This window comes from Erwinia sp. INIA01 (genome assembly GCF_025947915.1).
Classification (GTDB): domain Bacteria; phylum Pseudomonadota; class Gammaproteobacteria; order Enterobacterales; family Enterobacteriaceae; genus Erwinia; species Erwinia coffeiphila.
The window spans coordinates 173998-196350 of sequence record NZ_JAPDNC010000012.1; the positions used below are offsets into that span (position 1 = coordinate 173998).

Consider the following 22353-nt stretch of genomic DNA (forward strand, 5'->3'; position numbering starts at 1 on the left):
CCGTCGTCAATGTGCCGCAGTCGCCTCCCGCCCGCTACCGGATGTTTCGGGCCTTACTCAATCGGGATAAAACGCCGGTCGCCGTGCTGATTTCCGCCGCCGTGGTCGGCACGCTGGTCGGTCTGGTGGGGGTAATTTTCGCCAGAACCGTAGAGGCGATTCAGCACTGGCGCGCCGTCAACCTGACCGCCGACGTGCTGCCGGGCTGGCAGCTGTACCTGTGTGCCTTCGCCGTTTCGGCAGCGCTGGCGGCGGTGGGATACTGGCTGGTCCGGCGGTTCGCTCCGGAAGCCGGTGGTTCAGGTATTCCGGAGATCGAAGGTGCGCTGGAAGAACTGCGCCCGGTACGCTGGTGGCGGGTGATCCCGGTAAAATTTTTCGGCGGGCTGGGCACGCTGGGTGCCGGAATGGTGCTGGGCCGTGAGGGGCCAACCGTGCAGCTGGGTGGCAATATTGGCCGCATGGTGTTTGACCTGTTCCGGCTGAAAAGCGGCGAAGCCCGCCACTCGCTGCTGGCCACCGGTGCCGCTGCGGGCTTATCCGCGGCGTTTAACGCACCGCTGGCCGGGATTTTGTTTATCCTGGAAGAGATGCGCCCGCAGTTCCGCTACAATCTGATTTCGATTAAGGCGGTGTTTATCGGCGTGATTATGGCCAGCATCGTCTTCCAGCTGTTTAACGGCGGTCGGCCGATTATTGATGTCGGCCAGCTGACGGATGCACCCGTGCCGACGCTGTGGCTGTATCTGCTGCTTGGCGTGCTGTTCGGCGCGGTAGGAGTACTGTTTAACAAACTGATTTTCGTGATGCAGGATCTCTACGCGCGAATTTATCAGCGCCGGATCTGGCGAGTGGTGGTCACCGGGGCGATCCTCGGCGGTGCCTGCGGCGTGATGACGCTGCTGTTTCCGGCCATCGTCGGCGGCGGTAACCTGCTGATCCCCGAGGCTGCTTCGGGTACGTTCTCGTTACAGATGCTGCTGCTGATTTTTGTTCTGCGCCTGCTGACCACCCTGCTGTGCTTTTCCTCCGGCGCGCCCGGCGGAATTTTCGCCCCGATGCTGGCCTTGGGAACGGTACTGGGGACCGCTTTCGGCCTGGCGATGTCGCAGTTTTTCCCACTGTATGCGCTCCAGCCCGCTACGTTCGCCATCGCCGGAATGGGCGCGCTGTTCGCCGCATCGGTGCGCGCGCCGCTGACCGGGATTGTGCTGGTGCTGGAGATGACCAATAACTATCAGCTGATTCTACCGATGATTATCACCTGCCTCGGTGCCACGCTGGTGGCGCAGTTCCTCGGCGGCCAGCCGCTCTACTCAACGATCCTCGCTCGCACGCTGGCGCGGCAGGGTGGACAGCAGGTGGAAGTGAAATAGCGGCTAATTTATTGTTATACCAGCAGTAATAATGACACCGTCGGCATAATGGCCCCGGTGTCATTTTGCACTCGCGTTAAGGTGAAGAATGCTGCGGATCGCGGGTGGCGGTTTCCTCTTTTGCCGTCCTCGCTTCCGGCGGGGTTCCTTTCAACAAGAAGAAAGAGAGCACAGTAAAGCTCAGGGTGATGCAACCAAGGAACAGGTAGGCCTTATGGAAGCCCATCGTGTCGTACATCTGCCCGACGTATGAGGAAAGAAATATCGCCGAAACGTGTTTTGCCACGTTAAATCCGACCAGATAAATAGTCGCAGAAAGGCGTGGATCGAAGACTTTGTTAATGTATTTAAAGGTGCCGATATACAGGAATGGCATCTCAAACATATGCAGTGTTTTCAACAGCACCACTTCGACCGGCGTGGTGGCGATGGAAGAACCAAGAATACGAATAGTCATTATCGTCCCGGCCAGCAGCAGTACCTTTTTTGCCCCCACCTTCCACACAACAAACGGCGCGATAAACATGATGCAGGCGTTCAGCAGTTCGCCACCGGTGGTGACAAAGCCAAACACCTGATTGCCACGCTGCGGATCGGCAAAAAAGCTTTTAAAGAAGTTAGCGAACTGCTGGTCGAAGACATCATAGATACTGGCCACGCCCAGCACGTAGATTAAAAAGGCCCAGAAACTCGGCAACTTAAACAGGCTGAGCGCAATCGGAATGGAGATGTCGCCTTTTTTACCGGTGACCTCAATAATTTTCTCTTTCGATTCCGGCTCGGGGCGAGTAATCACCAGCAGCACCGCCAGGATCAGCGCAAAACCAGAAGAGATCCAGAAAATGATATCCGGGTTAACCCCCATCAGCATACCGGTTAATGAGGCGCACACCGCCCAACCAATACAACCGGAGGTGCGTACTTTACCGTATTCGAAATTATTGGCGCGGCTGACCTTTTCAATATAGGCGTCCACCGCACCGGACCCGCCGGAAAAGACAAACCCCAGATAAATCCCCCCCACGACGCCGCCCAGATAGATGCTCTCCGCCAGCAGCGGTTTAAACACCAGCAGGAAAAACGGCGCGAAGCAGACCAGCCCGGCAACAATCACCCACAGCAGGTGTTTACGTAACCCCAGCTTGTCGGTGATATAGCCGAAGAGAAACTGGAACAGAATGCCGAAGAACGCCACGCAGGAGAAGACAATGCCGGTTTCGGTTTTGGTCAGATGATTGACGTCCGCCAGCCAGACCGGAAAGAACGGAAAGTAGGCGGACATAATAAAGTAGTAAAAGAAAAAGAAGAGGAAGAACGAAATAAAATTCTTTTTCTCAGCAGGGTTCAGAGTACCGATGTTCATAGGTTCACCTTTACGATCGGATAATAATTATTGTTGTTGTGAGAACGCGATAGTGACGCTATAGCGCCAGTTCTTTTCGGTTAATTGATCCGCTTCCGGCACGATATTGGTGGTCCATGAGTCATCTCCGCCGATCCCCATATGGCGGGCGTCGATATTGACCCAAACGCCGGGTTCCTCGCGCAGTAAATGCCGGTGATCGACCGCCTTCAGCTGCCGGGTACTGTAGCGCTGCAGGGAGAAATGAAACTCCCCGTACAGATGAAACTCGCCCCAACTCAGCTCCCGAGTGTGGGTACGCAGGCCATTTTCGCAGGGGAAAATATAGGGCGTGGTCATCGCCTCCAGCGGCAAGGTCCAGCGGGAATAACGTGCAGAGGCGGCGCGGTCGGGATAGTTTTCCCACGGACCGTTACCCAGCCAGGATACCGGTGCCTGGCGATCCGCGAGCTGCGCGGTTATGCCAATTCGCGCCAGCGGCGGCAGTGATGCAGCGCGGCTGCCTTCCACCGTCAGATGCAGCTGGCCTTCTCCGTCGAAGCGCAGGTGCCAGCGACTGGCAATCGCCAGCCTGCCGTTGGCCCACCAATGCAGATCGGCGACGATTTCCACGCTGTCCTCCAACTGCTGTGCCGAGCAGCTGATGCACTCGCTCTCCATGTCGTACAGACCGGCCGTACGCCAGCGCACGGCCCAGGCATCCGGCTGCTCCTGGCCCAGCTCACTGGTGCCGATGTCATTATCCAGCGGCGCACGCACAAACTGATCGCGGAACGGCGTCAGCAGCTGCGGTTCACCTTCCAGCCAGCACTGCGTCAGTAGCCCCTGCTTGCGGTTAAATGCCCAGCGGCGGCTACCGGCGGTGACGTAATAGCACTCGCCCTCTTCGCTAAGCTGAACATCACCGCGTATCCTCGGCGGCAGCGCCAGCCAGTCGGACGGCAGCGCGATCTGCTGCCACGCAGCCACGTGCCCCGCTTCACTCCAAGGCGTGGCGTTCGGCTGGCGGACCTCCAGCATTAAGCTCAGTTCGGCTAGCTGACTGAAGTCTGAAATATCGCAGGGTAGCGTCAGTCGGACGTGGCCCTCCGGGGCGATATTCAGCGTGATTTCTCCCTGTGCCACATCCACGCCCCGGCTTTGAACCGACCAGAACAGCGTTTCGTTATCGCTGGTGCGGAACTGGTATTCGCTGGCCACTTCAATTTCCAGCGGCTGGCTGCTCAGCAGGCGACAGTGGAAATATTGCTGAAGGTACTTCACCTCATGCAGTGACGGATGTGGAGTGCGGTCCGGGAACAATAGCCCGTTCAGGCAGAACTGCTTGTCGTTCGGCGTATCACCAAAATCGCCGCCGTAGGCGTAATGCGGCACGCCGCTTTCATCTTTGCGGATCAGCGCCTGATCCATCCAGTCCCAGAGAAAACCGCCCTGCAGGCGCGGATACTGACGGAAAGCCTGCCAGTATTTTTCAATACCGCCCAGACTGTTGCCCATGCCGTGAGTATATTCGCAGAGGATTAGCGGCCGCTGTTCGCCGGGCAGGCCAATCCATTTCTTGATGGCCCATTTCGGCACCGCCGGGAATGGCTGGTCCTGATCGACCCGGGCATACATCGGACAGATAATATCGGTCGACGACGTAGCCGCTCCGCCGCCTTCATACTGCACGGGCCGCGTCGGATCGTTTTTCTTCACCCAGTGATAGAGCGCCTCGTGCGAACTGCCGATGCCGGATTCGTTACCCAGTGACCAGATAATAATCGCGGTGTGGTTGCGGTTACTGTGTACCATCCGCGTGACCCTGGCGGAGAAGGCGTGGAGCCATTCCGAATCTTCCGCCAGGCGACGCATCGGGATCATCCCCTGGGTTTCGATGTTTGCTTCATCTACCACGTACAGGCCGTATTCATCGCAGAGCTCGTACCAGCGGGACTGGTTGGGGTAATGCGAGCAGCGTACGGCGTTAAAGTTGTTCTGCTTCAGCAGCAGGATATCCTGCAGCATTGAAGCGTCATCCACCGCCTGCCCCAGCACCGGGTCATGCTCATGGCGGTTAACGCCCCGGACCAACAGCGGCTTACCGTTGATTTTCAGCAGACCGTCAGCAATCTCCACGCGGCGGAAACCGGTATTCCACGCTTCGCTCTCCACGGCCTGGCCGTGCGGGTCCAGCAGCGTAGCCGTCAGGCGGTAGAGGTGTGGCTGCTCCGCACTCCACAGCTGCGGATTGTCCAGCGTCAGGCGGGTGTCCAGCCGCTCGCGCCACGGACCGCGGGCATCAATTTTTTGCGTGCCAAAGGGAACGATTTTTTGCACGCAGACCCGTTCGCCCTGCCAGAGCGTCAGCTTGACCGCCCAGGCTTCGGGATCGCTAACATCGCCGCCCAACGTGGCCTGAATGTGCAGGTAGCCGCTATCGAAATCCTCGTTAAGATGCGGGCTGATGATCACATCGGCAAGATGAGCGGCGGGCCGATGCTGTAACCAAACCGGGCGGAAAATTCCGCTCATCCGCCACATATCCTGGTCTTCAAGCCAGGTACCTACACTCCAGCGCATTACCATCACGCAGAGCCGGTTTTTACCCGGCTTCGCCCACTGATTCAGAGAAAACTCCGCCGGCAGTCGGCTGTCTTGCGAGTAGCCCACCCAGTTGCCGTTGCACCATAAATGAAACGCCGAGTTCACGCCGTCAAAAATAATATTCACGACGCCCTCAGCCAGCCAGCTTTCGTCTATTTCAACGGTAGTGGTATAGCAGCCCGTCGGGTTATTTTGCGGAACCTGCGGCGGCGTGGTGTTAATGGGATAAGTGACGTTGGTGTAAATAGGAACATCGTAGCCCTGCACCTGCCAGTTAGAGGGGACTGGCGTTTTATTTACCGTTTCATCGCTGTATTCCAGCCAGCGGGCCGGAACCTGCTCCGGGCTATTATAAAGGGTAAATTCCCACTGGCCGTTGAGGCAGCGGCGGTTGGGTGAAGGGGTATTATCACGGGCATCACTTTCACTGCGCCAGCTGTTCATCCGCGCATGTGCAGGTAATCGATTAAGATGGGTAATAACCAGGTTCTGCCAGTCTTTACGCTTTATTATTTCTGCAAAAGCGTTGCTATATTCGCTCATTTTTATTCCCGTTTTATTGCGGACGGTGATCTTGCTTAAATAAATTAAAGGGAAGGATATTTATTTTTTTATTACCATTCAGCAACCACGCCATCCTGTAAACGCCAGAGTGGATTTCGCCAGTCCGGCGCGGTTTTACTCATTTCAATGACTTTGGCTTCATCAATTTCCACACCCAGTCCCGGCTTCATTAACGGTTTAAAGAATCCGCCCTGCATCGCGAAGTCCTCCTTGTTTTTTACAAAGTCGAGGAGCTCGGCGCCCTGGTTATAGTGAATGCCCATACTTTGCTCCTGGAAGACAGCGTTATAGGAAACAAAGTCAACGTGCAAACAGGCAGCAAGGGCAATCGGACCCAGCGGGCAGTGTGGGGCCAGCGAGACGTCATAGGCTTCAGCCATTGCGGCAATTTTAACGCATTCGGTAATACCGCCCGCGTGGGACAGGTCGGGCTGCAAAATAGCCAGGCCGCCGGCTTCCAGCACGCGCTTGAACTCAAAGCGGGAATACATGCGTTCACCGGCGGCAATCGGAATGGCGGTCTGCGCCGCCAGCCGGGGATAATATTCTGCCTGCTCGGCCAGGACCGGTTCTTCAATAAATAACGGGCGATACGGCTCCAGTTCTTTAATCAGCACTTTCGCCATCGGCGCGCTGACCCGACCGTGGAAGTCCAGCCCAAACTCAATCTGATTACCGAAGGCTTCACGAATTTGCGCTACGGTGTTCACCGCGGCATCCACTGCGCGGGAGCTGTCGATCATGCCCATCTCTTCACAGCCGTTCAGCTTAAAGGTGTCAAAACCGATCGCACGTAGCCGGTTGATGCCGTCAATCACATCCGCCGGGCGATCGCCGCCCACCCAGCTGTAGGCCTTCATTTTGTCTCGCACCTGCCCGCCCAACAGCTGCCAGACCGGCGCATTCAGTACTTTGCCTTTGATATCCCACAGGGCCTGGTCAATGCCGGCAATCGCACTCATCAGGATCGGGCCGCCGCGATAAAACCCCGCACGGTACATCACCTGCCACAGATCGTTAATGCGTGCAGGATCCTGACCAATCAGGTAATCGCCCAACTCGTGTACGGCCGCTTCCACCGTGCGGGCACGCCCTTCAATAACCGGTTCGCCCCAGCCCACCACGCCCTCATCCGTTTCGATCTTCAGAAACATCCATCGCGGGGGCAAACGCCAGGTCGTGATTTTGGTAATCTTCATTGCACTGCCTCTCTATACGCTTTAACAAATGCCGCTGCCTGCCGTGCGGTCTGCGCCGCAGGCTGACCGGCGCGATACAGGTCGCTACCCAGCCCGGCACCGGCGCAGCCCGCGCCGATCCACTGCGCCAGATTTGCCGGCGTAACGCCACCCACGGCAAAGACGGGCACGTCGGGTGGCAGGACCGCTTTCAGCGCCTTGATATAATCCGGACCGAACGCCGATGACGGAAAAATTTTCAGCCCGTGCGCGCCCGCCTCCAGCGCGGTGAAAGCCTCGGTGGCGGTGGCACAGCCGGGGTAGACCGTCATGCCGTGCTCCACCGCACGGCGGATCACCCCGGGATGCGTATTCGGCGTGACGATCAGGCGGCAGCCTATCGCCGCCAGTACATCGACCTGCTCCGGCTGAAGTACGGTACCTCCACCCACCTGCGCTCTGTTGCCAAACTCCTCCACGATAGTGGGGAGACTTTGCTGCCAGCGCGGGGAATTCAGCGGAATTTCAACCATGTCAAAACCGGCTTCGATCACCGCCCCAACATGCTCCGGCGCTTCTTCCGGCGTGATACCGCGCAATATAGCGATAAGCGGTAGTTCAGATTGCCACTGCATAAGCGATGCTCCTTATTCCTGCCTGAAATGCCGTGTCGCCCTCCACCACCGTGACGTTTCGTCCGATGGCGTCCAGCGCCTGCCGATAGCGTGCGGCCAGATTCGCTCCCGCTACCAGCGTCATGGCCTGCTGGCCGGAGTACAGAGTGGCCATCGCAGCCACTTCGGCGCCGATCAGCACGCCGGATAAAAACTCGCTGACCTGCTCGCGCGGCAGTGCGCCAAGCACGTACGCAGCGCGAACTTCAAACAGCATCGGCAGTACGGCAGGATCGTTCAGGCCATGCGTCAGCCCCTCGCTAAAAGCCTGCGGGGCGATGACCTGCGGAGGCAGGCCCGCGCCCACCAGCGTATGGCGCAGCAGAACATCGTGCAGTTCACCGGTCATCTGGGTACGAAAATCGTTGATACATTCGCTGTCGGCCTGCACCCATTTACTGTGGGTGCCCGGCAGGACGTAAAGAGAGGATGGGGCCAGCTGATACGCGCCAAGAAGCTGCGTTTCTTCCCCGCGTATGACGTTATGGTTGTCGCTACGATTGACGCTCAGACCAGGAACGATCCACACCTGGCCGGTAACGTGGGTTAACCGTTCGCCGATACCGTTAAGCGTCACCGGTAAAGGCAGGTAGGGAGCCTCTTTCCAGCCGACGTTGCTCCCGACCATGCCCGCCATGATTATCGGCGTGTCGCTGTCGCACCAACCGTGGGTCAACTCCGCTAACACCGCCTGCGGGGTTTGACCATTCAGGCGCGTAATGCCCTGTTGCGAATGCCTGCTTTGTGTTGCTGTGCCGTTCTGGCAGAGCCAGGCACGCAGGTTGGTCGAACCCCAGTCAATGGCGATGTAGCGAGATGTCATGTAATTTCCTTTAGCCTTCGTGTTGAGCTGGCGATCATCGTCAGCGCCGCCTGTTCTGCCGCATCGCTGTCCTGATGGCGGATGGCATCAAACAGTGTTTTATGTTCCTGGAGCGTTTTTGGCATATTGGCCTCATCGCCCATCCAGGTGCGTTCAAATACGGCCCGCTGTAGCGAACTGATGGCCACACCCAGCTGCTGTAGTACCGGGTTATGCACAGCGGCGAGTACCGCTTCGTGATAGCGAATATCCGCTTCATTAAATGCATCCCGATCCTGGTTGTTGGCGATCATCTCATTGAGCGCCAGTTCGATTTGAGCCAGGTCGCTGGAAGTGGCTCTCTCCGCCGCCCAGCGGGCAATAGAGGGTTCTACCAGGTTTCGCACTTCGCTCATCGCGCCAATCAGTCGCGGGTCGTAGTCCTGTTCCAGCACCCACTGCAATACATCCGTATCGAGATAGTTCCACTGGTTGCGCGGTGCCACGTAGGCGCCGCGATAGCGCTTCACTTCAATCAACCGTTTCGCCATCAGCGAACGGAACACTTCGCGAATGATGTTGCGTGAGGTTTCAAACTCTTCACACAGCTCGGCCTCTGCCGGTAGCGATGCACCAGGCACATACTTTCCGCCGACGATCTGTCGGCCCAGTTCCACAATCAGGCGGTCGGTTTTATTCAGGGTCATGGTGTGTCCTTTGAGTCGTTGTCCCGAGTTACTTTACCCTGAATGCCCGTTTTTCCCTCACGATTGCAGTACAAACGTGATCGTGTTCGCCTTGCCATGCGCCAGATTGTAGTACTAATTATTTAAGTTGTACTACAATCTGGATCACAAAAAGAACAATTACTATTGGGAACTCGCAGCCGACTGACGGAGATATGTCCGTGATGGAGCCAGGCATGTTTGCCGTTGTTTTAGTAGAGGGAGAGATAAAGATGGGGAAAATTAGGGGATTACCGCGATCGCAGCCACTTTCTGGCTGAAACGGCAAGGCGTGAGCTGTTAGCCGGATACTGAGATCCGGCCTTTGGCTGTTGCTGCGGCACAAACGTTTATCTGGCTCTGCGGTACAGCGCCCACTCTTCAATACGCTCTCCGTTCGGGAGCGTACAGTAGCCTACCTCCCCTTTTTCTTCTTTTACGATATCCAGCCTGCCCCCCAGATTTTTACAGTAAACGGAAGCCGGGTTGGCGAATCCAATCGGTGCCTGATCTGGCGATGGCTTTTTCGTCGCGCAGGCGGAAAGAGAAATAATGGCTACCATCAATAATGTTTTCTTCACAATAATCCCGCAATTATCTGACAAAAAAATGTGTACTGGTAAAGTGACTGACAAATGATGTCAGTCGCGTATGCACAATGTACGTCTTACGCACAGTGAATGGCAGGATACCATGACAACTTCATCAAGGAGCCGCTCGGCAGATCGGTTAGTCGATATTCTTTCGGAACTACATACGCGAGGTGTGGTAAACCGGCATGCTTTGATGAAAAAATTTAATATTACCGAGCGTACGGTGTATCGCGATCTGAACGCACTCTCTTCGATTGTGGAGATCTGCGCTGACGGACAATACCGTCTGATTTCACCGCGCCCGCTTAATATCGGCGTTGGCCTGCATCAACCGCTGGCCGATCTGATGAGCGCCGATACCTGGTTCCCGGAACGCCCCGACGAGTTCTGGCAGAAGTTGGAGATGCGCGTCGCTGCAAATCACATCCAGGTTCATCCCGTCAGTGCGGAGCATAGCGTTAAAGTCGACCTACAGCGTTATTTGCATTTAATTGAAAAAGCAATTCACAAGAACAGCGTCTGCCAGATCGTTTATAAAAATAAAACGCGGATTATTCATCCCTATAAGCTCACTAATCAGCAGAGTATCTGGTATTTACAGGCCACCGAAAACGGCAAACTTAAATCGTTTGCGCTGAGTCAGCTTAACTGGCTGGATATCAGAAAAGAACATTTCACCGTTGATAAAGCCACGCTGGCGCTGATTAATCAGCATCAGGATCCCTGGGTTAGTGAGGAGACGTTTGAAGTCCGCCTCAAAGTGAAACGGAACATCGCTGTTTATTTCCAGCGCCGAGATTTGCTGCCCCAGCAGCAGCTGGTGGAAGAAGATCGGCACAGTATTACGCTGCTCTGCCGGGCTGCACATCAGAACCAGATTATTCCGCTCATTCTGTTCTGGCTTCCCAATATTGAAATACTGGAGCCGGCATGGTTGAAAACCACCCTTGTTAACATGCTTCACGACTACTTAGCCGGGAACGAGCCGTTACCGTCTGCCTAAGCAGCGGAGTAGTTTTTCGGTAAACGCAGACATACACACAGGAGAGTTAGTATGGCCCTACCCTTTATTATTCTTGGCGTTGCTGCGGCAGCGTCCGCGTTTGGCGGTAAAAAAGCCTATGACGGTTATCAGAAAAAGTCGGAAGCCGACAAGATGCTGGCCAGCGCTAAAAGTCGATATGAAAATCGAGAAAAGCACCTTGAATATACCCGTGGGGTATGTACGGATAAACTCAATGCGCTGGGCATGAAAGAACTTGCTATCGGTAAGGATTTTGATGAATTCAACAGAGTGGCCAAAGAGCTGCTGGCCCGCCTGCAAAAAGAGGGCCATAAAGACCTCAAGCTGAGCATACCGCAGCACAGTATCAGCAAGATGCAAAATCTGGCGATTTCCGCCACCGAATATATGACGACCGTACTGGGTGCGGGTGCATCGGGTGCAGCGGCAGGTTTTGCGGTCTACGGCGGGGTCATGGCGTTTGCTGCCGCGTCAACCGGCACGCCAATTGCCGCCCTCTCCGGGGCGGCAGCCTATAACGCCACCATGGCGGCGATTGGCGGCGGATCGCTGGCGGCTGGCGGCTGGGGGATGGCCGGCGGGGCGATGGTGCTGGGCGGAGCTGTAGTGGCACCGCTGATTGCCATTGCCGGATGGGCCTATGACAGCCATGCTGACAAAGCGCTCGAGAATGCCCGCAAATCCGTGAAAGAAGCTGACAAAGCTGTAGAAAAAATGTCCTCGATTATCAAAAAATTAGTAGAAGTCAGAAAATACGCTGAGAGTATTTCTCTGCTGATCTCCGAAATGCATGACATCTTCACCGAGCACTATTTCGCGCCGCTCAAAGAGATGCATCAACGAATTATTGCCAGCGAAGGAACGCAGGCGAAAGCGGCAGACGGCCTGTCTGAAGACATTATCCGGACCATCGGGAACGGTTATAAGCTGGCCGCGATCATGGCCGACGTGATCACCACACCGCTGTTTAAACCGATGAAAACCAGCGACGGGGAAGCCGTGATAGAGAATGGTGCAATCAAGCTCAAGGTGGATAGCGATGGCATGAACGTGCTGAATAACGACGAGCTGGATGCCGCGCTGCAACAATCGGGTACCGATTTCGTTCAGTTCCAGATTAACGCTTAACCTACTGACCGGGCCGCAAAGGCCCGGATTGATAAGGGACTGAATGCCATGAGCACAACCGAATTCGACTGGGCCGAAGAACTGCATCAGACGGTGGTGAAAAGTCTGACCACGTCATTCGGGCTTGATTTTCTGTTGCTGAACGACCAGCAGGGTGGTGATGTTAACACCATTCACAATGCTCGCCAGGGTATCTATGCGACAGAGGCGGAGCGCCAGCGTTATGAACAACGCGGCGATTATGATTCACACCACTATCACCGCCACGAAAGTTATATCGCCACTAACCGAGAAGGTAAGCGCCAGCATGAAGCGGGCACGCTAACCGATACCTATACCGGTAAACAGTTTGCCCCCGAGGATGTCAAAAACCTCGACCATATTATTGCCGCTCACGAGATCCATCACGATGCGGGACGGATTCTTGCCGGGCAGGACGGTGCCGATCTGGCGAACGATGCCAGCAACCTGACCTTTACCAATGAATCGCTTAACAAGTCAAAAAAAGCGAAGACGATGGCGGATTTCGTTACGGTGCTGCAAAAACAGCATCAGGCGACCACGCAAGAGATTGCGGCACTGCGCAGTAAACCCGCCCTCAGCGAGCAGGAACAAAAACATCTTAGCAAGCTGGAAAATAAAGCTGCTGCCGATTTTGAACGAATGAAAGACGCTGACCGGCAGGCGCGGGAAAAATACGAAAGTACCGTCAACGAGGCCTATTACGGCAGCAGCAAATTTGCCAAAAACGTAGCCGGTGCCGCGCTGAACAATGGTCTGCGCATGGGTACCCGCCAGATGCTGGGACTGGTTCTGGCCGAAATCTGGTTTGAGTTTCGGGAACGCATTCCGGCGATGATTGATACCCATCGCCACGCCTTCAATGCCGGGAATTTACTCTCCGATATGGGCGACGCTCTGCGTGCCGTCTGGGCGCGGATACAGGCGAAATTCCATGTTTTTCTCACCACCTTTAAAGACGGTGCCATCGGCGGAGTGCTTTCAAGCGTAACCACCACGCTGTTGAATATCGTCTTTACCACGCAGCGATCGATAGTGCGGCTGATCCGTGAGATGTGGAACAGTCTGGTGCAGGCCTTCAAAGTCATGGTATTTAACCCCGAAGGGCTGCCGCCGGGGCAGTTGGCAAAAGCGGTCAGTAAGCTGCTTGCTGCCGGGCTGGCAGTTGTCGCCGGGGTCATCGTGAATGAAGCTTTGACCAAAATGTTTCTGTTTCCCTTCGGGCCCGAACTGGCCGCATTTTGCAGCGCGCTGGCTACCGGCCTGCTGACGCTGGTGATGAACTACTTCCTCGAACACAGTTCGATGATGAAGAAAGTGTGGGCGTTTCTGGACGCCTTCAAAGATAAGAGTCAGAAAGCGCTGGAATACTATCAGCGGGTGAATGCTGAACTGGACCGTTATCTGCTGGAACTGTCGGCTCTGGAGTTTGCCATTAATACCGCTGAATTAGCGGAGTTTTCCCGGCATCTGGCTGCGGTCAACGGCGAGGTTGAGCGTGGGCTGCTGCTGCAGGCTGAAGTGGAGCGGCGTAAGATTGAGCTGCCTTTCGAAGCTGGCAGTACCGCCTCGGTGCGCGACTGGTTAAACACGCTGTGACGCTGACGCCGGACTTTCCCTGTAACCAGTGCGGTGCCTGCTGCCGCCACGTTAACCGGGCCAGCGAAACACAGTTTCTCGATCGGGGTGACGGCATCTGCCGTCACTATCAGATGGGAACAAAACGCTGTGCGATTTATGCTACGCGTCCGCTCATTTGTCAGGTGGAAAAACAGTTTCTGCTGAATTATCAGCAGCAGTACAGCTGGCTGGAATTCATCGAGCTGAATCAGATCGCCTGCCGTATTCTGGAAAATATGGATAACGGCTAAGCTGTCGTTCGCTGACTCGCATTACTCCCTGTCTACCAGCAGCAACGTGCCATAGCTGCCCGGCGGCACCCGATGTGTTGCTCCTGCCGGGATCAGATAATAGTCGCCGGGGCTGAGCAAGACGGTCTTATCCCCGACGATAAGCGGCATTTCACCGTCGATAACCACCAGCAGTTCATCAAATTCGGCGTGGGATTCTTCAGGAATCCCCTCGCCGCCCATTTTGATCAGTTTGATATTGGCATTGCCGACGCTGCCGAGGAGGGTTGACCGCCAGACGGCGGGTAAATCTGCGGCCAGCGTTGCCAGGTTTCCGTGACTCACCGCGTGCTCCTTTTGCTAAGTAAAACGCTATCACTACCCTGTTTCTGTCCGAACGCAAATTCGTCATTGTTCTAAGCTATGCCGCCGCCGCGAGCGAGCAGCCAGCCGGTGAACCATTAACCGTCCGGCAAGAGAACCGTCAGCCAGCAAAAGAACGGTCATTCTGCGAGCGAATAGCCAGCCAGGCCGCGCCGCGCATACCGCTGCTGTCGCCGTGCTGCGCCACCACGATCGGAGTGAGGAACCGGTCGGTAAACACCCGCTCGCCGGTGGCTTCCGCCAGCCCCTCCAGCAGCAGCGGCTCATTCGACAGCCCGCCGCCGATCACAATGATGTTCGGATCGACGATATTAACGATCGTCGCCAGCAGCCGCGCCAGCTGACTTTTGAAGCGTGCTATCTGCTGTAACGCCTGCGGATCGCCCTGCTGCGCCAGCCGGATGATACCCGGGGCCGAGCGCTGCTCGCCGGTCAGCCGGAAGTAGCGCTCCGCCAGCCCGGTGCCGGAAACAAATGACTCCACGCAGTTCTGCCTGCCGCAGTAGCAGATCGCCAGCGGGCCATCCTGCTGTTCGGCGTAGTCCGGCAGGGTGATATGACCGCACTCCGCCGCGTTGCCCCACGCCCCGGTATATATCTGCTGCTTAACCGACATCCCGCCACCGCAGCCGGTGCCAAGGGTGATGCCGAATACCACCTCTGCGCCCTTTCCTGCTCCATCGCAGGCTTCCGACAGTGCAAAGCAGTTAGCATCGTTGGCAATCACCACCGCTGTATCCAGACGCTGCTCCAGATCGGTTTTCAGATCCTGGCCGTTAAGCACCAGAATATTGGAGTTTTTGATTTTGCCACTGGCGGGGGAAATACCGCCGGGTAGCGCAATACCCATCGATAATGACTGCTGGCTCTGTGTACGTATTTCCGCCACGAAATCGCACAGCTCATCAATAAATGCAGGATAGTCGATTTTTACCGTGGTGCGTCGGTAGCGGGCTATTTCCTCGCCCGTGGGATTCATCACCACCGCCGCCATTTTGGTGCCGCCAATATCCAGACCGAGATAATGCATAATGTCCCCTGCTGTGAAATACATTCCCGTGCGCCACCGTTATTCAGGCAGCAAGCGTCCTGCACTGATGAACAGCGCGCACGGGAAAACGGTTATTTTAATTAGAAGTGATATTTAAATCTTACACGAGCGCCATAGCGATCTTTATCATCACCCTGCTCGTTATCCATGCTCAGCCTGGACCAGTAGGCGCCTAAATAAACATCGAAGTTATCCATTTCCATCACGTTGCGAATGCGGTATGAGGCATGCACGGTGTGAATATCATATTTACCCAGAATAACTTCATCGGCATTAACAACATCGGTATTGGCGAAATTAAATTTCTGTACGTCGTTTTTCGCGTAAATATAGCCCAGTTCAAAATCGTGCCACAGGGCGTTAGTTCCGGCGCTGAAGTCCTTCTCGTCGGTAGCATCCAGATAAGCGGTGCTCAGGTTAAATACCACGCCGTCGTCCGGGTTAGATTTTTGTCCGTTCCAGCTGAAGGTGGCGCCGTAGCCGTTACGTTTTGACTGGTCGTTAAAGTTGCCGTTAGCGTCATTGTAGCCGTAGGCATTACTGACCACGTTGGTTTCCATCGCGATGGCGGCGGTGACGTCATTCATCGACCAGGCCACGATCGGGCGCAGATAGATAACGTTCTTTTTATTCTCCAGCGCGTTGCCGTGATAGGCCTGATCCTGGAACAGTTTGGTGCCGTCGCTGGCGAAGGTGTTCAGCTCAAAGTAGAACGGCCCGCTCGTTTTGCTCAGCTGGATAGCGCCACCGGCGCTGCTGCGGCCACGGCCCTCTTTCATCATATAGATGTAGCCGAAGCCGTCGTCGTAGAGGTTGTTTGCCGTATTACCGGAATACTCAATCAGCGTATCCTGGTTAAGCGGGAACATATCGAAGGCTTCATAGCGCCCCACTTTCACCTTCCAGTCTTTTTCCTGACCGAAGAAGAAGGCGGCATCGTCAAGATTCATATTACCGGAGAGATCGGCCAGCGGCTGGACGGTGAATCCGGCAAACTTATTATTCGCCACGCTGCGATAGCCATCCACGCCGAGTAAAATACGGCCATTGACGTCCCAGCGTTCGGTATTTCCGGCATTCCAGTTATTGCCTGAATTAGTACGCAGCGAGGTTAACTGGCCGGTCTTACTCGCGGCATCCACGTTAAACTCCACGTCGCCATAAAACTTCAGGCTACCTTCCGGCGTATCCACGGTGATTGCAGAAAGAGCCGGAACGGAAAACAGGAATAGACTACAGAGATAATGATTAAATTTCATTATTAATTCCTTTCTTATTTTAATCGGATTGGGTTTTTATTATTTAATTTGCCATCAACATTTATGACTCTGCCTTTCTTTATTAGATGAAATACCTCCCGGATAAACACATGAAATCGGCAAAGGTGCCGGACGCGCTTAATTTATCGATAATGTCATCATCGAGAATATTGGTCAGATAGTCGTAAATAATCATACTATCGACAAAGGCGTCTTCACTGATTGCCAGCATGAACACTAATTTCACTACTTTCCCCGCATCCCATTCGATGCCCTGCGGGAATACCGCCACGGTCACCTGGGTGGTGGAGGCCACCAGCCCCATCGGATGAGGAATAGCGATTTTATCCGCCAGCAGCGTGGAGGCATGGGCTTCACGCTCCACCACCGACGGCAAGTAGCGGGCGTCCACCTTGCCGGTGGACTCCAGCCGACGGGCAAGAAATTCAATCAGCGAGTCCTTGTTATGTTCGGACTGCTCAAAAATAAAGAAATGCGCCGGGGAGAAATAGTTCATCACCGTATCCGCCGGGGAGCGATGATTGGTCAGGTAATATTTGATGTTCTCCAGCTGCCAGCGCTCCGGCAGCGCGGGCAGATTAATCACCTTTCGGTTTTTCTCCGCCACCGGCACCATGCTGATCACCACGTCCTCGGCGATGTTTTCCATCGCCTGATACTGCTGAACGGAGATCGGCTCGCCAATCGCCATATTGGGATACATGCGTACGATCCGCTGGCTGACGATCCGCGTAGAGGCCATGCCCTGATCGCTGACGATCAGCGCACTGACCGCGCTGCCCTGATGCTGATAGAGGGTATCCTCCAGCACCGCGCCAATGTGCATCACCAGATAACCGATTTCATCGTCGCTCAGCTTGCCGGTGAAAAAGTTATCCAGCTCGCTGAAGGCGGTCAGGGTCATTTCGTACATCAGCGGATAGTGGCGCTTAATCTGATCCAGCAGCGGGTTGATAATGGTGATGCCGTGATTCACCCGGGTGCGCATCGCCTTAATGTGATTCAGCAGGTTCTTTTTCGACTGCTCGTCGTAGCTGACGTCGCAGTACCAGACGGAACTGACGTAGCTTAAGAAATGGTTCATCACCGTCAGTTCCGCATCGTAGCAGCGATCCGGCAGATCGCTGTCGCCGCTAACCGAGCAGAACGCCGACAGGTTCATCGCCATATAGTTAACTTCGCCCGGCGGTACGCTGCCGGATTGATCCGCCAGCAGCAGTTGCAGAACCTGACGCGCAATAGGCTTCCACAGCGTGTCGCACTGGTTAAAATCGTAATCCAGCAGCCAGTTGCCGCCGCGTATTCTTTCCAGCACAATGCCGCAGCAGAGCGTAAAAGAACGCAGATTCACGTCGCTAAAGCGCAGCTGGTTATTCACCAGCAGCTGGCTTAGCGCATTTTTGATTTCGGAGAAGGCGCTTTCGCAGGCAAACAGCTCGCGGTAGTCGCTTTCGGTTTCCGTTGAGCGCAGCAGGTGATCGTAGATGCAGCGGCGGATATTCACTTCATCCCCGGCGATCCTTAATCGTTCGTTCCCTACCGCGTTCACCGCAATCTGATAGAAGGAGAAGTGGCGTTTCAGCAGCGCCACGTCGTTTTTCAGGCTGTAGATGCTGATAAACCAGTCCGACTCCAGCTCTTCCAGCGCCACGTATCCCTGCTGACGCAGCAGCAGCGCCATCAGCTGCTTTCTGCGATCCGCCGCGGATCGGGTCTGGTTGACCGGCCTGTCGGACTCTTCCAGCAGGGCGTGATAGCTGGCGGGGTCGTCGCATTTCACTTCAAACCCCGTTTTGCGATCGTATAAGAGACTGATGCCGTAGCGGGGGATGATATCGCTTAACTCTTTCAGATCGCTGCGAATGGTACGCGTTGACACGTTCATCTCTTTGGCAAGAAACGCCTGCGTCGCCGGACCTTTGGCAATCTGTACGAAAATATCTCTGACCCGTTTATTGGTGAACAGTCTCATATTTCTCTCTTAATCCCTGGTGATATACAGCGTCTGGACATCGTTTTGTTGCAGCTGCTGGCGTACCGGCATCGGCGTACGTTCATCCAGCATCACCGGGCGAGCATTCGCCAGATCCGCCAGGCTGACCGCCTGCTCCAGGTTCGGGTTGTACAGCCTGACGATGTAGCCCTCTTCCTGCTCAGCGCATTTCACCGTACTGATCAGCGCATCGTTTTCGCCGTGCGGCAGCGTCAGCAGACTGAGCGTTTCCGGGTAGTCGCGTACTTCGTCGTTCAGGCAGAAGCGCAGACGCCCGTTGAGGAAATCGCTGTCCTGATACACCGGGAAGGTGGTCAGCAGCTGCTTCGACACCCTTGCGTGCTGTCCCTGGTTGAAACTGCCACTGTGGATGCGCCAGCCGAAGCTGAACGAGAGCGATCCCAGCAGCTGAGCATCCGGCGTGGCAATTACCGACTCGCCGGAGGCGCGTCCTGGCCGGTACAGCAGGTTTTCTTTGCCCATATAGCCGAAGGTGCGGAACAGCGTCACGGCGATGGTATCAAAGCCGTCACCGACGATTTCATACTCGCGCACGCCGTTGGTATGCAGGGTGAAACCGTGCTGGTCGTCGTGCAGGTTGACATAGCTCTGCATCGGCTCGATAGCGATCGGCTTCTCGTGCCAGTTTTCCTCTTCCCACACCGCCAGCGCGTTGCTGAGCTGCACCGGCCGGGTGACCACGCCAAACAGCTGATCCGCGCAGGAGACGTTGGCCAGAATATCCGTGGCGAAGTGTACGCACAGGCGATGACTCAGCACATCATTTTCCACATCCACCCTGAAGCGGATCAGATCGTCATCCTGCAGGGTGACGGTCGCCGCCACTTTCATCGGTGAACGGGCAATACCCTGCGCTCGCTCTTCCAGGCTGGCAGGCACCGAGAGCAGATACTCAAGATGCAGCGTCTGGCGCAGATCGTCCTGCTGGCGGCTGGCCTGCACCAGCGCATTTTCCGAGGTGATGAACATGTCCTGACGCGGCGGCGAATAGTTGTAGGAGTCGCCATCGTCGCCGTTTTCCACCAGTAGCATCTGCCGCTGATAGCGTTTGCCGCTGGCCTTGTGGGTAATCGCCAGCAGGCCGTTGCCCTCCACTTCAATGCGATAGGCTGCATTTTCAATCACCGTCCCGGCATCCACCTGGCGTGAGCTGATGCCATCGGTGGCGAAATCCAGATGCCAGCGGGTGTAGCCCAGCGCCGGAAGATCGCGGGCGGCCACCGTCAGGCGGGTACGGAACACTTTTTCCGGGCGGTGATACGATTTTCCCGGGTTCAGGCGGATGGTCTGATTCAGCACGTACTGGGTCAGATCTTCCTGTTCTTCAATGACGCACGGCAGCGCATTGCCGTCGGCATCCCGCAGGATAAACGGCAGGCCGGGCAGCCACGCCTCGAAGGTGATCTGCTGCGTGACCGGGTTCGGCAGCGGGTTGAACACGGTAAAGCTGTAGTCGTGATCGCGCGGAATGCGGATGCTAATCTGCCGGGTGGCCGACTCCAGCAGGTTGGTCGCCAGATCGCGCGCCTGCTTATAGCGGAAGGCGATATCGCGGTTGGTATCGTCGCTGTTGCAGCCGCCAATGCTGTCGTGTGCGGCGTTATAAAACATCAGCTTCCAGATATCCGCCACGATGCGCGACGGATAGTCATGCCCCAGGCCGCGACCGATCGCCAGTACCGGTTCCAGCGTGTTGACCAACAGCGCTTCCACTTCGTTATTCAGCAGCTTAAGGTCGGCGCGGCAGGAGAATATGGTTTTGTGCACGCGGGAGTGTTTGCCCTCGGTCAGCTCACCCTGCAATACGCGCACTTCCCCGCCTGACTCGTTTTCCACCGCCTGCACAAACTCCAGCGGGCTGCTGATTTGGTAGTGGCGGGCACTGTCGCATTCATTGAACGAACGCACCAGCTCCGGCAGGTTTTCCCGTACCGGGGCCTGGTCAAAGCCGTGCGGATAAAGCAGATGCTGGCGCGTGCTGCGGGCTTCGATCGGTGCCATTTTCTCGTCGAGAAACGCCTTCATGGTCGCCGGCGTTTCGTCGATCAGGCCGCCATAGTGGTAGCCCCACGGCATCTGTACGGCAAAGACCTTATCGCCGTTATCACCCTGCCAGAGAAACTCGGTTTCATGCAGGGTGTTATCGGCAATGCCGCGCCAGAACAGCGCGTGGCGGATGCCGAACTGGCGATAAATCTGCGGCATGTTGCCGCCCTGGCCGAAACAGTCCGGCACGTAGCCGAGCGGCAGGCTGTGACCGGCCTCTGCGGCAATGCGCTGACCGTAATACAGGTTGCGCACTACGGACTCCTGGTGGATCACCAGCTGGTCGGTCTGGGTGTACCACGGGCCGGTAACCAGGCGCTGTTCGGCAATCAGATGATGCAGGCGATCGCGATCTTCCGGTGCCCACTGCAGATAGCTTTCAATCAGCGAGCTTTGTGCATCCAGAAGGTAGCTGGGGAAATCCGGGTTATTTTCCAGCACGCGCAGCACGTTTTTAATATGGCTGAACAGGTAAATACGCGAGCGCGAGGTGGTGAAGTACCACTCCTGGTCCCAGTGCGTGTGGGTATAAACATGTACGGTTTTCTTGTTCATTACATCGTCCCTAAACCACTCGGGTCATTAATCAAATTTGATTTCGATACTGTCCGCAGCAAAGTCATCGGCCTGCGCGCTGCCCGTCGGTTCATCGTTAAAGTTGACCAGCAGGTTGGCGCCGAAGGCGATAACCAGCGTGCCGACCAGCGCCCCGGCGAAGTAGGCCCAGGCGTTACCGACGGTAAACCCGCCGTACAGCCCGCCCAGCGGCGGCATAATCGGATAGGCTTTCAGCAGGGCCACGGTCATAGCACCAGCGATACCGGCAAAAACGTTAAGTGGGATCAGGCGTGCCGGGTTTTTCAGCGTGAAGGGGATCGCCCCTTCGGAGATGCCGAGGATTCCCATAATCACCGAGCCGTTGCCGGCCTCTTTCAGCGTCTGGCTGTAGTTAGCCGGGCGCAGGAAACGTGCGGCGGCATAGCCCAGCGGCGGGATAATAATTGCCACGTTGACCAGGATAGCGGGCAGATACACGCCGCTGAGGAACAGCACATTCGCCGTACCCCACGCCGCTTTGTTCACCGGGCCGCCGAGGTCAAAGCAGATCATGCCGCCGAGCACCGCCGCCAGTACCACAGTACTGGTGCCATCTTTGGTCATCTCCTGCACCCAGGACATCAGCGAACTGTTCAGCCAGCTCAGGGCATCTCCCAGCAGCAGCAGCATCACCAGCACTTGCAGGCCGACGGTGATAAACGGCAGGATAATCAACGGCACCGAGGTCGCCGCCGAGCCGGTGATCCGCACTTTGCGCGCCACCCAGTCGGAGGAGTAGCCCGCCAGCAGGCCGCCGATTGCCGCGCCGAGGAAGCCGGAACCGGTGATGGAGGCGATCAGCCCGGCGGCAAAACCGGCCGCCAGCCCTTTTTTCCCGGCGATGGAATAGGCCACATAGGCACCGAGGATATAATTCATCAGCCCGATTATTTTGAAGCCTATTTCCTGAGTCTGATACAGCCAGTTTTTAATTCCCTGCACGTCGGCAAACTGATTAAGATCGGAAGCACCAAAGGCAATGCCGATAATTTTTGCTACGGCCACCATCAGTGAACCGGCAATAATCACCGGAAGGGCAAAGGAAATACCCGTCATCAGATGGTTCTTAATATCCACCATTATTTTTTTCATAGGAT

At 55.9% G+C, this 22353-nt stretch carries 18 protein-coding genes; 5 read left to right on the plus strand and 13 right to left on the minus strand.

Annotation, left to right across the window (positions count from 1 at the left end):
- Positions 1-41 precede the first annotated feature (41 nt).
- Positions 42-1376 (plus strand): H(+)/Cl(-) exchange transporter ClcA, encoded by a 1335-nt coding sequence (clcA, locus tag OMR58_RS20590; protein ID WP_264546827.1) that lies wholly within the window; start codon positions 42-44, stop codon positions 1374-1376.
- Positions 1377-1452: 76 nt separating this feature from the next.
- Here clcA and OMR58_RS20595 read toward each other — a convergent pair whose 3' ends face one another.
- The 7 genes from OMR58_RS20595 to OMR58_RS20625 form a co-directional block, all read right to left on the minus strand.
- Complete coding sequence (locus tag OMR58_RS20595) at positions 1453-2739, minus strand: MFS transporter (RefSeq protein WP_105590911.1); 1287 nt, start codon at positions 2737-2739, stop codon at positions 1453-1455.
- A gap of 27 nt (positions 2740-2766) precedes the next feature.
- Positions 2767-5868, minus strand: coding sequence for a beta-galactosidase (locus OMR58_RS20600; RefSeq protein WP_264546808.1), 3102 nt, complete (start codon positions 5866-5868; stop codon positions 2767-2769).
- A gap of 71 nt (positions 5869-5939) precedes the next feature.
- The gene (gene dgoD / locus OMR58_RS20605) at positions 5940-7088 is read right to left on the minus strand and encodes a galactonate dehydratase (RefSeq protein WP_105590909.1); all 1149 of its coding nucleotides are present in this window, start codon (positions 7086-7088) and stop codon (positions 5940-5942) included.
- The gene (locus OMR58_RS20610) at positions 7085-7702 is read right to left on the minus strand and encodes a 2-dehydro-3-deoxy-6-phosphogalactonate aldolase (protein WP_200559951.1); all 618 of its coding nucleotides are present in this window, start codon (positions 7700-7702) and stop codon (positions 7085-7087) included. The genes dgoD and OMR58_RS20610 overlap by 4 nt, the downstream gene beginning before the upstream one ends.
- Positions 7686-8564: a 2-dehydro-3-deoxygalactonokinase gene (locus OMR58_RS20615; RefSeq protein ID WP_264546809.1), complete on the minus strand. Its 879-nt coding sequence runs from the start codon at positions 8562-8564 to the stop codon at positions 7686-7688. The genes OMR58_RS20610 and OMR58_RS20615 overlap by 17 nt, the downstream gene beginning before the upstream one ends.
- On the minus strand, positions 8561-9250 hold the full coding sequence (gene dgoR, locus OMR58_RS20620) for a D-galactonate utilization transcriptional regulator DgoR (protein WP_200545478.1): 690 nt from the start codon (positions 9248-9250) through the stop codon (positions 8561-8563). Before dgoR ends, OMR58_RS20615 begins: the two co-directional genes overlap by 4 nt.
- 368 nt (positions 9251-9618) lie before the next feature.
- Complete coding sequence (locus OMR58_RS20625; RefSeq protein ID WP_264546810.1) at positions 9619-9849, minus strand: putative hemolysin; 231 nt, start codon at positions 9847-9849, stop codon at positions 9619-9621.
- A gap of 112 nt (positions 9850-9961) precedes the next feature.
- Here OMR58_RS20625 and OMR58_RS20630 point away from each other — a divergent pair, with 112 nt between their 5' ends.
- From OMR58_RS20630 to OMR58_RS20645, 4 genes are read left to right on the plus strand one after another with little or no spacing between them, the layout of a single operon-like run.
- Positions 9962-10864, plus strand: coding sequence for a helix-turn-helix transcriptional regulator (locus OMR58_RS20630; RefSeq protein ID WP_200559953.1), 903 nt, complete (start codon positions 9962-9964; stop codon positions 10862-10864).
- 51 nt (positions 10865-10915) lie between these two features.
- Complete coding sequence (locus tag OMR58_RS20635; protein ID WP_200559954.1) at positions 10916-12013, plus strand: chemotaxis protein; 1098 nt, start codon at positions 10916-10918, stop codon at positions 12011-12013.
- Between the two features lie 48 nt (positions 12014-12061).
- Positions 12062-13633, plus strand: a complete 1572-nt coding sequence (locus OMR58_RS20640; RefSeq protein WP_264546811.1) for a cobalamin adenosyltransferase — start codon at positions 12062-12064, stop codon at positions 13631-13633.
- Entirely contained in the window at positions 13630-13905 is a 276-nt protein-coding gene (locus OMR58_RS20645; protein ID WP_200559956.1) for a YkgJ family cysteine cluster protein, read from the plus strand. Before OMR58_RS20640 ends, OMR58_RS20645 begins: the two co-directional genes overlap by 4 nt.
- 21 nt (positions 13906-13926) lie before the next feature.
- Here OMR58_RS20645 and OMR58_RS20650 read toward each other — a convergent pair whose 3' ends face one another.
- The 6 genes from OMR58_RS20650 to OMR58_RS20675 all read right to left on the minus strand — a co-directional run bounded on the left by OMR58_RS20650 (position 13927) and on the right by OMR58_RS20675 (position 22348).
- On the minus strand, positions 13927-14229 hold the full coding sequence (locus OMR58_RS20650) for a cupin domain-containing protein (RefSeq protein ID WP_264546812.1): 303 nt from the start codon (positions 14227-14229) through the stop codon (positions 13927-13929).
- Between the two features lie 139 nt (positions 14230-14368).
- Positions 14369-15298 carry an ROK family protein gene (locus tag OMR58_RS20655; RefSeq protein WP_264546813.1) on the minus strand — a complete coding sequence of 310 codons (930 nt, stop codon included), beginning with the start codon at positions 15296-15298 and terminating at the stop codon, positions 14369-14371.
- A gap of 101 nt (positions 15299-15399) precedes the next feature.
- Positions 15400-16578 carry a carbohydrate porin gene (locus OMR58_RS20660; RefSeq protein ID WP_105590904.1) on the minus strand — a complete coding sequence of 393 codons (1179 nt, stop codon included), beginning with the start codon at positions 16576-16578 and terminating at the stop codon, positions 15400-15402.
- 82 nt (positions 16579-16660) lie between these two features.
- Positions 16661-18571: a BglG family transcription antiterminator gene (locus OMR58_RS20665; protein WP_264546814.1), complete on the minus strand. Its 1911-nt coding sequence runs from the start codon at positions 18569-18571 to the stop codon at positions 16661-16663.
- A gap of 9 nt (positions 18572-18580) precedes the next feature.
- Positions 18581-21214: a mannosylglycerate hydrolase gene (gene mngB / locus OMR58_RS20670; protein WP_264546815.1), complete on the minus strand. Its 2634-nt coding sequence runs from the start codon at positions 21212-21214 to the stop codon at positions 18581-18583.
- A gap of 27 nt (positions 21215-21241) precedes the next feature.
- Positions 21242-22348: a PTS fructose transporter subunit IIC gene (locus OMR58_RS20675; RefSeq protein ID WP_200545473.1), complete on the minus strand. Its 1107-nt coding sequence runs from the start codon at positions 22346-22348 to the stop codon at positions 21242-21244.
- Positions 22349-22353: the final 5 nt, after the last annotated feature.